Raw genomic sequence first — 13,600 nt, 5'->3', positions numbered from 1 at the left:
TTTGCCGAAAAGAGCTTGCATATTAACTGTTTTTTTACTTTTGCAGCCTCATTGAAAAGATAGTCATTAAAAATACGACACACTATGTACTGGACACTCGAATTAGCATCCTACTTAGAAGATGCACCTTGGCCCGCTACCAAAGATGAATTGATTGATTACTCTATCCGCTCTGGCGCTCCACTTGAAGTAGTAGAGAACTTACAGGAGTTGGAAGATGATGGTCAACCTTACGAAAGCATTGAAGAAATTTGGCCGGATTACCCAACCAAAGATGACTTTTTCTTTAACGAAGACGAGTACTGAGCTAATGAGCTTGTCTTCATTAAAAAAGGCGTAATCCAATCAATGGATTACGCCTTTTTTAATGGTTTATGTCTTACTAGGCCGTGGTTGACTTTGGTTTGGCGTTAGTCGTCGAATCTTTAACAGATTTATCATATTTCTTGGGCGCGTACAAGAAGCCAAAGGCTTCGGCACCTTCTTTTGTGTGAACCTTGTGATGGATGTAATGTGCGCGCATGATTCGCTGCATATACCGGCCGCTGGTGTCGATCTTTAACTTAACCCGACGGTGAACGATTATGTCATGAAAAAGAAAATAGAAGATACCATATAGTGTTACGCCCGCGCCAATCCAGGCCAGAAAGCGGTACTCAGGAATCTCTACGCCCGTAACAATCAGGCTAATTGCCGTTAAGCTGAACACTACAGCGAATAAGTCGTTGATCTCAAAAAAACCTTTATGGTGATTGTGATGATCGCGGTGCCAGCTCCACAAGAAACCATGCATAACGTACTTGTGGGTGAACCACGCCACGCCTTCCATGAACAAAAAGGTACCCAAAACCAAAGCAACGTTTAAGAGCATTTTTGTGTTTATTAAGTAACAGGAAGTACAAATAAAAATTAGTAGAACAAGCGATAACGAGTCTGCTTTTCTACCGAAATATCTACTCACTAACGGTTTGTTCTGCCGAAAAGTTGGCTAGCATGAGCCAAGTTTTAAACGCAAAATAGAGATAGGAAACGAATAGTTGCAAGTCTGTGGAAAAGACGTATCTTTATTCCGGTCTGGATAGACCCAATTCAGTGCTCAACCAGATGAACCCATCTGTTATGGACTATCAGGCGCTCAAAAACCTGGTTAGACGGGGAGAGGGCAGCAATTTAGAGTTCAAGCTGAAAACAAATCATCCCGAGAAAATTATCCGGGGCGTGGTCGCTTTCGCTAATACAAACGGAGGTATCATGCTGATCGGCGTCGGCGACGACAAAAAGATTCCGGGCTTGAAGTATGCTGATGAGGACGAATACCTACTCGTCCGGGCCATCAACAAATACTGTTTTCCGCGCATCTCCTACACCATCGAACGAGTGCAGCTTTACGATGAACGTGAAGTCCTCGTTATTCGGGTGCCGCCCAGCCCAACCCGGCCCCATTACATCATCCCCGATCCTGACGAACCAGATAACAAGAAGGCTTACGTGCGCGTAGCCGACAAATCTGTTCAGGCTAGTCGTGAGGTCCGCGAAATTTTAAAAGGCGAGCAGGCTGCCCGTGATATCCGCTTTAGTTATGGCGAAAAGGAGCGGAAGCTGATGCAACACCTCGGTGAGCATAATAGCATTACCGTTGATCTGTTCGCATCTATTGCCGGAATTTCGCGTAAAATTGCTTCACGAACGCTTGTGCTGCTTGTCCTGGCGAATGTGCTGGAAATTCACCCGAGCGACGTGGTGGACCAATACACGACTCGTGCGGTGAGTTAATTATACACAAGCCAAAGCGGCCTATCGTTATACCTTCAAGGCATAGCGTTAGGCCGCTTTTGGCTTATAAGTATCCTATAATTCCTGAAGCAGCGCCAGCACTTGGCTATAGGTGTATTGCAACTGGTCGTCGGTTGTGCAATAAGGCGGCATGATGTACAATACGTTGCCCAGCGGCCGCATCAAAATCCCTCGCTGTAATAAAAAGTTATACGCCACGTCGCGAATGTTATTGAAGTACGAGGTTTGTTCGCCAGCAATCAGATCAAAGGCTAACAGCGTACCCAGCTGACGCACATTCTCTACCTTAGCATGGCTGCTTAACTGTTTTGCGAAGCCAATTTGCTGTTTTTTTATACGTTGAATGTGGCTTTGGGTTTCGTCTGATAATAACAAATCCAGGCTGGCCAATCCGGCAGTGCAGGCTAAAGGATTAGCGGTAAACGAGTGTCCGTGAAATAAGGTCTTTAACTTATCGTCCGATAAAAAAGCATCGTAGATGGTCTGAGTGCAGGTGGTGACGCCCAAAGCCATTGTGCCGCCGGTTAAACCTTTAGATAAGCACATCAAGTCAGGCTGTATATCCAGGTAATATGAGGCAAAAAGTTGGCCGGTTCGGCCGAACCCCGTCATAACTTCGTCAGCGATCAGAAGGGCACCTTTCTGTCGGGCTATGGCAAATAATTCGTTCAATATAGCTGGTTCATACATCACCATCCCACCCGATCCTTGCACAAGTGGCTCTACAATGAACGCAGCAATGTTTTCTGTAAATAGCTCTTTAGCCAGTTGTAAAACGTTTTCTTCCTGTCCCGCAATAGGGGCTGGTAGATACTCAACATCAAATAAAAACGGCACGAAAGGAGCTGTGAAAGCGCTACGCCCGCCAACGGCCATGGCACCGAACGTATCGCCGTGATAGGCACCTTCTAAGGCAACGACTTTTCGGCGTGGTTGACCTATGTTGTGCCAATACTGAAAAGCCATTTTCAACGCTACTTCAACCGCTGTCGAGCCATTGTCGGAGTAAAAAACTTTTGCCTGACTCTGGGGTAAAATAGTCAGCAATCGTTCGGCCAGCTCAACAGCTGGCTGGTGTGTAAAGCCCGCAAAAATGACGTGCTCCAGCGTTTGAAGTTGCTTTGAGATGCGTTCGGCAATGTAAGGATGAGCGTGGCCATGCAGATTTACCCACCACGACGAGATCATATCTAAGTACTCATGACCATCAGCACCGTATAATATTGATCCCTCGCCCCGGAGTATATGAATTGGAAGGGGAGCCGTTTGCATTTGTGTAAACGGATGCCATATAACAGCTTGGTCACGTGCTGCTAAATCACTCATAAAAATAAAGCTTGGTTGAGTTAGTCTTCTGGTAATAAGAATTGTGTACTTCGGTGTAAATCCTCTAGGCTACTTTATTTAGGTTAAATAAGAGCCATCTAGGTGCTTACTGACCATTTTCCCTGGGCTTTTAATACTTGTTCGATTACATCCCGAACAGCTCCGCGGCCACCTGACCTGGGTGATACGTACTGACAAATAGCTTGAACCTCATCGACAGCATCGGCCGGGCAAGCGCCAAGTACGTTTGGGCGATTTAAGATGGTACAGTCGGGCAAATCGTCGCCCATGTAAAGAATTTCTGACTCGTTTAGACTGTCGCGGGTGACGTAACCCAGATAAGCATTTAGCTTCTGGTCGGGCGGACCACCCATAAATAAGTCAGTTACCTTTAAAATGCCGAACCATTTACGAACGCCCTCCGCGTTTGCCGACGAGACAATCCCGACGCGAAAACCCGCTTGCAGAGCCTTTTCAATGGCATAGCTATCCTTTATATCAAAGGTCCGAAACTGTTCGCCCGATTCTAACAGGTTAACACTTCCGTCGGTGAGGACACCATCTACGTCGAAAACAAACGTTTTAATACTTTTGAACCGTTCTTGTACATTGGTCATGCTGCAAGTTTAGCGAAAACCGACCGACTGTTCCGTATTTTTGTTAAATGAATAAACCCAACCTGCAATCGGCTGAACTACCTTCAGCCTTTACAGCTCAGATGCAAGCGCAACTGGGAACCGATTTTTCGGCATTTGAGACTGAGCTTACGCAGGAGGCCCCCGTCAGTATTCGTGTAAATCCCAGCAAGCCTGCGCTTGACACAACTGGTCTTGAGCGGGTGCCCTGGTGCGCCGAAGGTTTTTACCTGCCGGAGCGGCCCAGCTTTACGTTAGACCCGTTGTTCCAGGCTGGCGCTTATTACGTACAGGAGGCATCATCTATGCTGCTGAACGAGGCTTTGAAACAGACGGCTAACCTAAGTAGACCCTTACGTCAACATCCGTTGCGAGTACTGGATTTGTGTGCAGCACCTGGTGGCAAAAGTACACTGTTAGCCTCGGCTCTGCACCCTGATAGTTTGCTGATATGTAATGAAGTAATCCGGAGCCGGGTGTCGGTTTTGCGCGAGAACGTCGAGAAATGGGGATATCCTAACGTAGTTGTCAGCAATCACGACCCAGAAGACATGGACAAGCTAGCCGGTTTCTTTGACGTAGTAGTGGTCGACGCTCCTTGTTCTGGGGAAGGGCTGTTTCGGAAAGATCCCGACGCCATTCAGGAGTGGTCTGAAGTAAACGTAGCTCTTTGCTCCGCCCGACAAAAGCGGATTCTAGCTGCCGCTGCCCCTTTGTTGGACGAAGGCGGATTGCTTATCTACAGCACCTGTACATATAATGATGTCGAAAACCTGGAAAATGTACGTTATCTGACTGAAAACGGCTTTCGTAATCGTCCGCTTAACCTACCGGCTGAATGGAACATCGTTGAAAAGCAAACGGGTAATGCCGTTGGTTACCAATGTTATCCGCACCGCGTTCGGGGAGAGGGCTTTTTTATTAGCGTGTTTCAGAAAACGGCATTCACCGCTACGGTCAAGCTAGACGCCCGTACTTTCCGAAGTATTCGGGCGTTACGGCCTCGCGAAACTGCTTCAGCCGCTAAATGGCTTCAGAATCCGTCAGATTTTTCGTTTTGGGAGAAACCTAACGGCGATGTCATGGCACTGCCTAAGGCACTCGAAAAATCATTTCTGTTCCTGGATGTTGCTCTGCGTAACAAAGGGTTCGGGTTAGAAATCGGACAGTTTAAAGGAACCGATTTCATCCCGTCTCACGCGCTTGCCCTTAGTACTATCATTAATAGAAATCTACCCGTCGTTGCTCTGAGTAGAGAAAATGCCATTCGGTATTTTAAAAAAGAAAATCTTGTGCTGGATGAAGCGGTTAAAGGGTGGTTGCTCGCACAGTATAATGGCTTAAATTTAGGGTGGGTAAAGGGTGTTGGCAATCGGGTAAATAATTACCTGCCTAAAGACTGGCGTATTCGTATGGACATTAAAGAATATGCATAACCACCATTACGGTCATGAAACGTTTTTTCACCATTACCGGCTTGTTGTTAGCTGTCGTTGTCGGCGGCTATATACTCGGTCCGATTGCACACTACGACGCTATTAAAGACGAACCCATCACCATTGACCCTGATTTAGTAAAGCTTGAAAACAGTATTGCTGAGTCGGAACAAAAAGAGGACGTCCGTCCTGATAACGAAGCCCGCATTGTTTGGGCAGACAGTCTGTACAAGGTAAAAACGCCTTATAGTATCGTTTATATTCCTGGCTTTTCGGCGAGCTGGGCCGAGGGCGACCCTGTTCATAAGCAATTAGCGAAGCATTTCGGTTGTAATCTTTACCTTGCCCGCACTTATGGGCATGGAGTTAATTCGCCAGATGGCTTCAAAGACATGACACCGGCTAAGTATGTAGCATCAGCCGAACGGGCGTTGGCCGTAGGAAAAGCGCTGGGTGATAAGGTAATCGTCATGGGTACGTCGGCCGGTGGTATGTTATCATTGTATCTGGCCGCGCATCATCCCGAAATCTACGGTCTGATCTTATACTCGCCCTGCATTGCGGTGGCTAATCCAGCCTTAAAACTTGTGACTAAGCCCTGGGGGAGGCATATTTTAAACCAGGTATTTGGCGGAGAATACATAGTGAACACGCATTATAGCGGAGAGCGGGCTCGCTACTGGTTGCCTAAATACCATACGAACGGGCTAATTACGCTTCAAACGATGCTGGATGAATTTATGACGCCAGAGCAGTTCGCGAAAGTGAAGCAGCCTTTGTTTATGGGCTATTATTATAAAGATGAAGACAATCAGGACAAAGTTGTTTCCGTAGCGGCTATGCTAGAGATGTACGATCAGTTGGGTACGCCAGCTGATAAGAAACAAAAGGCAGCCTTTCCGAAAGCAGGTCAGCATGTAATTGCTTCTCATTTTACGTCAGATGATTTAACGGGTGTGTATCAGGCCTCTGAAAAATTCATGCAGGATGTGTTAAAACTTTCTCCTGCGTCGGTCACTCCATCGAACATGGCCTACCAGCCAAAAAAATAACCTAACTTTGAATTCTTTTTCGCCACAGTTCACCGTGAATTGTGAACATAGTGAATGAATCCTTACATGTGAGCAGTGCTGGTGCCTTACGCCGAAGACTGTGAACCGAAAACTTAGTAGAATGGCTTACGGATTACTAACTGGAAAACGCGGCATCATTTCAGGTGCCCTCAATGAAAGCTCAATCGCCTGGAAAATTGCTTTAAAAGCAAAGGAAGAAGGCGCCACCTTTACTCTTACTAACGCGCCTATCGCGATGCGCATGGGCGAAATAAAGAAATTGGCCGAACAGACAGAGGCCGAAATCATTCCGGCTGATGCTACGTCCGTAGAGGATCTGGATAATCTGTTCATCAAATCACAGGAGGTGCTGGGCGGTAAAGTTGATTTCGTGTTGCATAGCATCGGCATGAGCCCAAATATCCGTAAAGGACGTCCTTATACTGATTTGAATTACGAGTGGCTGAAACAAACGATCGACATTTCGTCTGTCTCGTTTCATAAGATGCTCCAGTCAGCTTACAAACTCGACGCTATCAGCGAATGGGGATCGGTAGTTGCACTGACCTATATGGCGGCTCAGCGGACGTTCCCATTCTACACGGATATGGCCGATGCTAAAGCGCTGCTGGAATCTATCGCCCGGAGTTTCGGCTACCGCTACGGTCGCCATCGCAAGGTACGTATCAACACCGTATCTCAATCGCCGACACCTACAACGGCCGGCAGTGGTATTGGAGGTTTCGATCGTTTCTTTGAATTTGCGGATAAGACAGCACCCCTCGGCAACGCTACTGCCGATCAATGCGCTGATTACTGCATCACATTGTTCTCCGATCTAACCCGCATGGTTACTATGCAGAACCTTTTTCATGATGGCGGTTTCTCGATGACCGGTATTTCAGAGGAGGTAATGGAGCTGATTAATAAGGAACAAGTTTAGTACACAACCATCAACAACGGACGGGACCTTGTAAAAGCTACAAGGTCCCGTCTGTTATTGTAAGCAAAGGCAACGACTAATTAAAAGTCGATTGCCTGCGTCAAGTACGTTGCCTGATTATCTCCGTTTATTTTAACAGTTGCACGAAGTGGCTTAGCGTTCCAATCAACTGTAATCAACCCGTAGTTTAGCTTGGCCACCATTTCACCTACTCGATGACGATTTGGCTCTTCGTGCGGAGCCGAAACGTGCGTTAAGCCGCTACTCGTGATATCGTAAAGATCGTAAGCCAAACCTGGTATCTTTACTTTTGACACTTCTGCAATGTGTCGGTCGCCACTGATGAGCATAGCCCCCTTAGGCTTCGTTTTGCTGAGTAAGTCAAGGAACCGCTGGCGCGATGTTGGAAAGTTAGCCCATTTTTCATACACGTGCTCTTCGGGTAAGAATTGAATGCCACAGCCAATGATATGCACATCTGCATCGGAGTTGGTCAGTTGTTTTTCAAGCCACTGCCACTGAGCCTCGCCGAGCATGTCACCTGATGGGTCAGGAACATTAGCTTTCCCATCTTTTTTCAACGGGTCCCGGAAGTAGCGGCCATCTAACAGGATTACCTTAACTCGTTTTCCCTTTGGGCCGTAAACATTTGCTGAGTAGGCCCCATCCTGCGTACGTAACGGGCTGTCGCTAGGAATATCCAGAAAATTGAGCATAAGCTGCTGGCTTTCTTTCCGTCGAGGGTACTCTTTACCTCCATCATTGACACCGTAGTCATGGTCATCCCAAACGCCAATCACAGAAGTAGATTGTCGCAACTGCTGATAAACCGGATTCGCCTTTTGCCGGTCATATTTAGCTGTCAACGTGTCCATGCTTTCACTATCCCCATAGATGTTGTCTCCTAACCAAATCCAGACATCAGGTTTCTGGGCTACAATATCGTCCCATAAAGGTTGTTCTCGCTTTTGATCGCTACAAGAGCCGAAGGCAATTGTGGTAATTGGCTTTTGTGATCGGGAGGCAGTTGTGTTGGGTTTAGAAGATTGGCATCCGGCCAATATAAAGCCAGTAATTAAGCTAAGTGCAATGAAGGATTTCATTAAAACAGTTTGTGGTTTGAGCAAGCAAAAGTAGAGCCGACACTGTGTTTTCGAGTGTAGTTCAAGATTTGTTAATAATAAGGCGTAGAAAGAGGGCGTAGCAAACGCACTGGTGCATTTTCTACGCCCTCCGCATACACTAGGCACCTTACTTATTGCCAGCTTGCCACAATTCGGCTTCCGTTTTCGGTGGCTTCAGCCCGGATAAACGTATCAACTTCCTGTTGAAGCTCTTCAACGTGTGATATAATCCCCACGACGCGGTTTTCGGAACGTAAGGCTTTTAAAGTTTTAAAGACGGTTTGTAAAGAGTCTTTATCCAAGGTACCAAAACCTTCATCCAGAAAAAACAAGTTTTGCTTGGCCTTGGTGAGATGCTGAATATTATCGGATAGCGCTAGTGCCAGCGATAGTGATGCCTGAAAGGTTTGCCCGCCCGATAAGGTCTTAACACTACGAACTTCACCCCCGTTGAGGTAGTCCCGCACCTGAAAATTGTTTTTCTCGTCTAACTCCAGCTTAAGTTGATTATTCGTCAGCTTAAAGAATCGCTCGTTGGCTGATTCGCAGAGATTTTTGAGATAGACCGATGAAACGTAGTTTACAAAGCCCTGCGCCCGGAACATTTCATCCATTTTCTTTAAATCCTGTCGCCGGAGATCCAGTTCATCGTACCGTTTCTGATGATCCTGCTTTTGCTGCCACTGTATCTCGAGCGTGGTTAAGATGGTTGATGCTCGGCCATGCTCTTTGTTTAACTCATCCTTTTCTGTTTGTAACGACTGCAATTGTGCCTGTACGGTTTCTAACGCAACCGGGTCAAAAGGGTGCTCGAGAAGCTCAGCTTCTAACGTTTCTACTTGTAGCTGAAGCCCACTGCGTTTCTCGCCATATTCTTTAATTCGTTGCCTGGCCTGATCGGCATTGAGTTCAGATTTTATGATTTTCTCTACCTGTCCCCGATCTAAACTTTTATCAGTTAGATTTTGGGTAATTCGCAGTTCAAGGGCGTCTACCTCAAGGGCGATTTCAGTAAGCTGTTTGTTAATCTGCTGAACCTGTTCTTCTGCTGTTGCTAGTGCTTTCTCTGCCGCGCTCTTTTGTTTTTCGGCATCCTCGAAGTTAACCTTAGTCTGATTGTAGGTGTGGCTCAACGATTCACGCATATCGGCAATCTGGCTTAGCCCCCATCGTTTAACTTCATCTAGCTTAAAATGCTCCAGGGATTCAACCGCTGTTTGCAACTGGCCCTCCTGACCCGATATCGCTTTTTCTGCGTCAGCTACTTTGCCTAACTGCTCTTTGCATGCCGTTTCGGCTTCGTCAATCAGCTTATTCAACTCCTTGATTGCTTGTTGGGCATCCTGTAGCTGTTTCTGAACAACACTTTCTTTCCGAATAGATTCGGTTACGTGACTTTCCTGGTCTTTCGAAAATTCAGACCACATGAAGTTGTCTTCGTGTTCCGTTAGTTGTTTAATAACTTCGCCCCGTTCCTGAGTTAATCGTTTACCATTGTCGAGTTCACTACGCAGTTTCGTTGCCAGTTCTTTAATTGTTAACTGGAGCGTAGTAGTATCTTCAATACGTTGAACTACTTTCTTCAAAGCAGCCTCGCTTCGCAGTACGTCTGTATTGTTATAATTGATTTTATGGCGGTTTGGATGATGCTCGGAACCACACAGTGGGCAAGGCTGGCCATCGTTCAGAGCATCGGCATACTTGCGAATCTCATCCTGAACCAACGTCTGCCGGTGTTTTGCTTCACGATCTTCACGGATGCTTTTTAACTGAATTAGAGCTTCTTCAATCTGATCAGGTAACGTTTTAAGTGTCAAAGTTGCCCATTCAGGAGGAAAACCAACCAAGGCATCGTTCTTACGTTGCTTAAGCTGTTCAACTGTTACATCATAATTCTCGATAGCGTTTTGCAAATCGTCAGCTCGTTCTTTGAGCGGTCTGTATAAGGCAAACCAGTTTTTTACCTCGTAAAGCCGTTCTAAGTTAGACGTTAATCCTAGTGCTGTGTCCAGGATAGATTGGTGTTTCTTACGGTCTGCTTTGTATTTCTCAATTTGATTAGTCTGCCGTTCAAGCTGCTTTGTCAGCACATCTCGATTTTGAGTTTGCTGACTAATACCTTGCTGTAGTGTTCTGATTAGTTGAACAGTGTCTAATTCGTCAATCTTCTGCTGAAGCTCTTCTCGACGCTCATAAGCCTGCTTAGCTGCATCATACAAGCCTCGTAAGCCTGTTAATTGCTTCGTTACTGTAGCTAGTTGCAATTGGGCGGCTCGCTGATCTTCGGTTAGCTTTGTCTGCTTATAAAGCAGTTTATCAAGGTTTCCGAAGTCTGCCTGGAAGATTAATCGACACGACTCGTAAAGAGCTATGTCCTGTTCAAGCTGGCGATACGTATGCTCATCTAGTAGTAGACTAGCAAATTCCTGCTGAGTTAGGGCTAAGGTTTTGCTTCGTGTCTGACTATCAAGTAATCGCTTTTCGTCAGGCTCTAACTGTTTAATCTGACATTCTTGAACGGCTAGCCGCTCCAGGATCGTAGTAATAGAAATTTTAGCTTCCTCAATGGCTTCTGGCGTCACGTCCTCCAACGGACTAAGTAGGCCACGTAATTCAGAGAGCTGTTCGTCGTTTGCCTTACTCAGTTTATTAACTCGACTGGCTAAATCGTATTGATCTAACTTAAACAATCGGTTCATCATCTCCGTGCGGTCACGCGGACTCAGCTCGAGAAATTCCCGAAACTGATTCTGGGGAATAATGATGGTTCGTTTAAAATTGTCGTAGTCTAATCCTAAAATCTGTTTCGACAGAACAGCAATATCCTCCTTCTCATTACCAATCGGATGCCAGTCGTTCTCCTGTCTAATGAACATTCGCCGTTCACCGGGAGTAATTTCATGATGTTTTTTAGGATGCCGTTTCGCTTCGTAGATAAACTTGTATACGTGCTGGTCGGGACCTGCCTGAAACTCAAAATCGATTTTTAAATGCTTCGATTTTAGGTTCATCATATTGTATTGGCGATTGTCTCGACTGTTAAGCCGTTCGGTTTCGCCATACAAAGCAAAACTGATCGCTTCCAGTAAGGATGTCTTACCGCTGCCGACCTTACCGAAGATGCCAAAGACACTCGACCCAATCAGTTGCTGAAAGTTAACTTCCTGTAAGTCCTGGTACGAGTAAAGCCCTTGAATAGACAGCTTAATAGGTATCATTCAGGTTCAGTTGCTAAAATCTCTTTGAACAATTGTTGTAGCCGTTCATTAGGCTTTTGGCCTTTGTTCTTGTTTTTAAAGTAATCGGTAAATAGGGTTTCTATGCTTTGTGTAAGATCAATAGCTGGAGCCGCTTCCTGATCGTCTACCGTAATATCTCGCACATCCGGAATGATTGTTACTAGTGACTCATGTGCTTGTTGCAGCTGACGACGCTCCTCGCTAGTTAAGTAAGTCGGTGTTTGCAACGTAATTTCGGCATAACAGTCCGGGTTTTGCTTAAGCCAGTCGACAGCATCATCCACCCGTTTAAACTTAGGCCGCAGTAACCGTTTGCCCGTTGACAAGGACTTAGGTGTAAAAACTACCGGTTTTCCGGGCTTAGCTTCAATCAGAACAACGAACTTTTGTTGATCAGCTTCCGCAAAACTGTACGCTAATGGGCTACTACTATATATGACTGGACTAGGGCCGCCAGCGATTTCCTGATAGCGGTGTAAGTGCCCTAAGGCTGTGTACTGTACTTGAGGAGGGATCATGTCTGTATATACGACTGACGCTCCACCTACTTGTAGAATGCTTCGCTCATCATCTGACTCCTCTGGTTGTTCACCACCGCGCTTCATCACAAACAAATGGGCCATTAACAAATTAACCCCTCGCTTGTCCATATACGTATCAGCCAACGTCGCCCAATGCTGTTGCAACTCCTGTCTTAGCTCATCCCCAAAACTAGTTAGTCCAAAATAAGAGCGCATTCTCGTTTCGTTTGCGTACGGCGTCAATATAATGCGTACTGGAGCGGTATGTCGGGGTAATTTTATTTCAACAAACCCCGGTGCCGAACGTAAAAGCTTTGCTTCACAACTTAATTCGTAGGACTGAACCTCGGTTTTAGGAAATCCAGCGAAGATGATACCGCATTCGCGTGCAAAGTGATCTTGTGCTTCGATACGGTCTGGATTATCATGATTGCCAGCAATCGCAACTACAGGCCGTCTTCCGCCAACGCTCAGTTTCTTGAGCATACTATATAGTAGATCTTCCGCTTTCGGATCAGGGTTAAACGTATCAAACAAGTCGCCAGCTATAAGTACAAGATCCACTTGTTCACGATCTGCAATTTGTACAATCTCATCCAGCACATTTTGCTGCTCTTGAAGTCGTTGGAAATCCTGCAAACGTTTCCCTAAATGCCAATCTGCTGTATGTAGTATCTTCATGACTTGCGACGACGAACTATTAGGCCGTTTTCAAAAAGAAGGGTGCAATATAACTTATAGGTCCTGCAAAAAATGGTTTAATGCTTCAATTTCGATGCTTATCTAACAAGCAGAGCAAGTCCGAAACAAAAAGCATTACAACCTTCTAAAAAAAGTTTAAACAATTTCGGATTAGTAAGTGGCTGATGATTGGCCACTTACCTGGCTGAGCTTCCTGCAGACTACACTATTTCCTGACCAGCCCTTGACATACCCCTCGCAGACCCCTACCTTTGCAGTCCCAAATCCAGGGAAGATGCTGGGGAAGCAGTACTAAACCTATTCTCCACCAGCAGCCGCAACCAAAAACTGAACAACAAAGAAAAGTTTTTTTTCGGTAAGTACTTGACAAAGTCAAACCAGTCTCGTAGCTTTGCACTCCCAAACGATAAGGGGCTCGCTTACAAACAAACATAACACCGTGTTTATGAGCGAGTTAGAGTAACAAACTGAAAATCAAGCCTTAAAATAATTTTTAGTTTTTACTTGACAAACGGGAAAAAGCAGCGTACCTTTGCCCTCCCAAACACAACGAGAGACACTCCCTGAGTTCTTCTCACCGCGCTTCGGCCAACGGGCCAGGCGATTTGTTCTTTGACAAACGGTCAGCACAACAAGCAACTCAACCATACGCCTTAGGCGTCGGTTGAACAAGACAGTTTCACCTGCGGGTGAGACACAATTATTTACGATGGAGAGTTTGATCCTGGCTCAGGATGAACGCTAGCGGCAGGCCTAATACATGCAAGTCGAACGGCTCGCAAGAGCAGTGGCAAACGGGTGCGTAACGCGTAAGCAACCTGCCCACAA

The 13,600-nt window shown here is 46.0% G+C and carries 11 protein-coding genes and 1 rRNA gene; 6 read left to right on the top strand and 6 right to left on the bottom strand.

The genetic code is table 11. The features are described 5' to 3' along the window. The first annotated feature begins 84 nt into the window (after positions 1 to 84). Positions 85 to 306 (top strand): DUF2795 domain-containing protein, encoded by a 222-nt coding sequence (locus tag ACFSUS_RS16610; protein WP_009284883.1) that lies wholly within the window; start codon positions 85 to 87, stop codon positions 304 to 306. A 76-nt stretch (positions 307 to 382) separates the two neighbouring features. Here ACFSUS_RS16610 and ACFSUS_RS16605 read toward each other — a convergent pair whose 3' ends face one another. Further along, positions 383 to 871 (bottom strand): sterol desaturase family protein, encoded by a 489-nt coding sequence (locus ACFSUS_RS16605; RefSeq protein WP_381524478.1) that lies wholly within the window; start codon positions 869 to 871, stop codon positions 383 to 385. Between the two features lie 233 nt (positions 872 to 1,104). Here ACFSUS_RS16605 and ACFSUS_RS16600 point away from each other — a divergent pair, with 233 nt between their 5' ends. Further along, on the top strand, positions 1,105 to 1,773 hold the full coding sequence (locus ACFSUS_RS16600; protein WP_381524477.1) for an AlbA family DNA-binding domain-containing protein: 669 nt from the start codon (positions 1,105 to 1,107) through the stop codon (positions 1,771 to 1,773). Between the two features lie 75 nt (positions 1,774 to 1,848). Here the strand turns inward: ACFSUS_RS16600 and bioA are convergent, their stop codons facing one another. Further along, the gene (bioA, locus tag ACFSUS_RS16595; protein ID WP_381524476.1) at positions 1,849 to 3,120 is read right to left on the bottom strand and encodes an adenosylmethionine--8-amino-7-oxononanoate transaminase; all 1,272 of its coding nucleotides are present in this window, start codon (positions 3,118 to 3,120) and stop codon (positions 1,849 to 1,851) included. A 98-nt stretch (positions 3,121 to 3,218) separates the two neighbouring features. After that, complete coding sequence (locus ACFSUS_RS16590) at positions 3,219 to 3,737, bottom strand: KdsC family phosphatase (protein WP_381524475.1); 519 nt, start codon at positions 3,735 to 3,737, stop codon at positions 3,219 to 3,221. A 47-nt stretch (positions 3,738 to 3,784) separates the two neighbouring features. Between ACFSUS_RS16590 and ACFSUS_RS16585 the strand changes: the two genes are divergently transcribed. The 3 genes from ACFSUS_RS16585 to ACFSUS_RS16575 all read left to right on the top strand — a co-directional run bounded on the left by ACFSUS_RS16585 (position 3,785) and on the right by ACFSUS_RS16575 (position 7,186). Continuing rightward, positions 3,785 to 5,191, top strand: coding sequence for a methyltransferase RsmF C-terminal domain-like protein (locus ACFSUS_RS16585; protein WP_381524473.1), 1,407 nt, complete (start codon positions 3,785 to 3,787; stop codon positions 5,189 to 5,191). A 14-nt stretch (positions 5,192 to 5,205) separates the two neighbouring features. After that, entirely contained in the window at positions 5,206 to 6,243 is a 1,038-nt protein-coding gene (locus ACFSUS_RS16580; protein ID WP_381524471.1) for an alpha/beta hydrolase, read from the top strand. 121 nt (positions 6,244 to 6,364) lie between these two features. Further along, positions 6,365 to 7,186: an enoyl-ACP reductase FabI gene (locus ACFSUS_RS16575; protein ID WP_381524469.1), complete on the top strand. Its 822-nt coding sequence runs from the start codon at positions 6,365 to 6,367 to the stop codon at positions 7,184 to 7,186. A gap of 80 nt (positions 7,187 to 7,266) precedes the next feature. Here the strand turns inward: ACFSUS_RS16575 and ACFSUS_RS16570 are convergent, their stop codons facing one another. From ACFSUS_RS16570 to ACFSUS_RS16560, 3 genes are all read right to left on the bottom strand, one after another. Further along, a complete protein-coding gene (locus ACFSUS_RS16570; RefSeq protein ID WP_381524467.1) occupies positions 7,267 to 8,289 on the bottom strand; it encodes an alkaline phosphatase D family protein in 1,023 nt (340 codons plus the stop codon). A gap of 152 nt (positions 8,290 to 8,441) precedes the next feature. Beyond that, complete coding sequence (locus tag ACFSUS_RS16565; protein ID WP_381524465.1) at positions 8,442 to 11,528, bottom strand: AAA family ATPase; 3,087 nt, start codon at positions 11,526 to 11,528, stop codon at positions 8,442 to 8,444. Then, positions 11,525 to 12,751, bottom strand: coding sequence for a metallophosphoesterase family protein (locus tag ACFSUS_RS16560; protein ID WP_381524463.1), 1,227 nt, complete (start codon positions 12,749 to 12,751; stop codon positions 11,525 to 11,527). The genes ACFSUS_RS16565 and ACFSUS_RS16560 overlap by 4 nt, the downstream gene beginning before the upstream one ends. 727 nt (positions 12,752 to 13,478) lie before the next feature. Here ACFSUS_RS16560 and ACFSUS_RS16555 point away from each other — a divergent pair. Further along, a 16S ribosomal RNA gene (locus ACFSUS_RS16555) occupies positions 13,479 to 13,600 on the top strand; the annotation flags it as partial.

Source organism: Spirosoma soli (assembly GCF_042684525.1).
In the GTDB taxonomy this organism is placed as follows: Bacteria; Bacteroidota; Bacteroidia; order Cytophagales; family Spirosomataceae; genus Spirosoma; species Spirosoma soli.
This window is presented reverse-complemented; position numbering and strand designations above follow the sequence as displayed.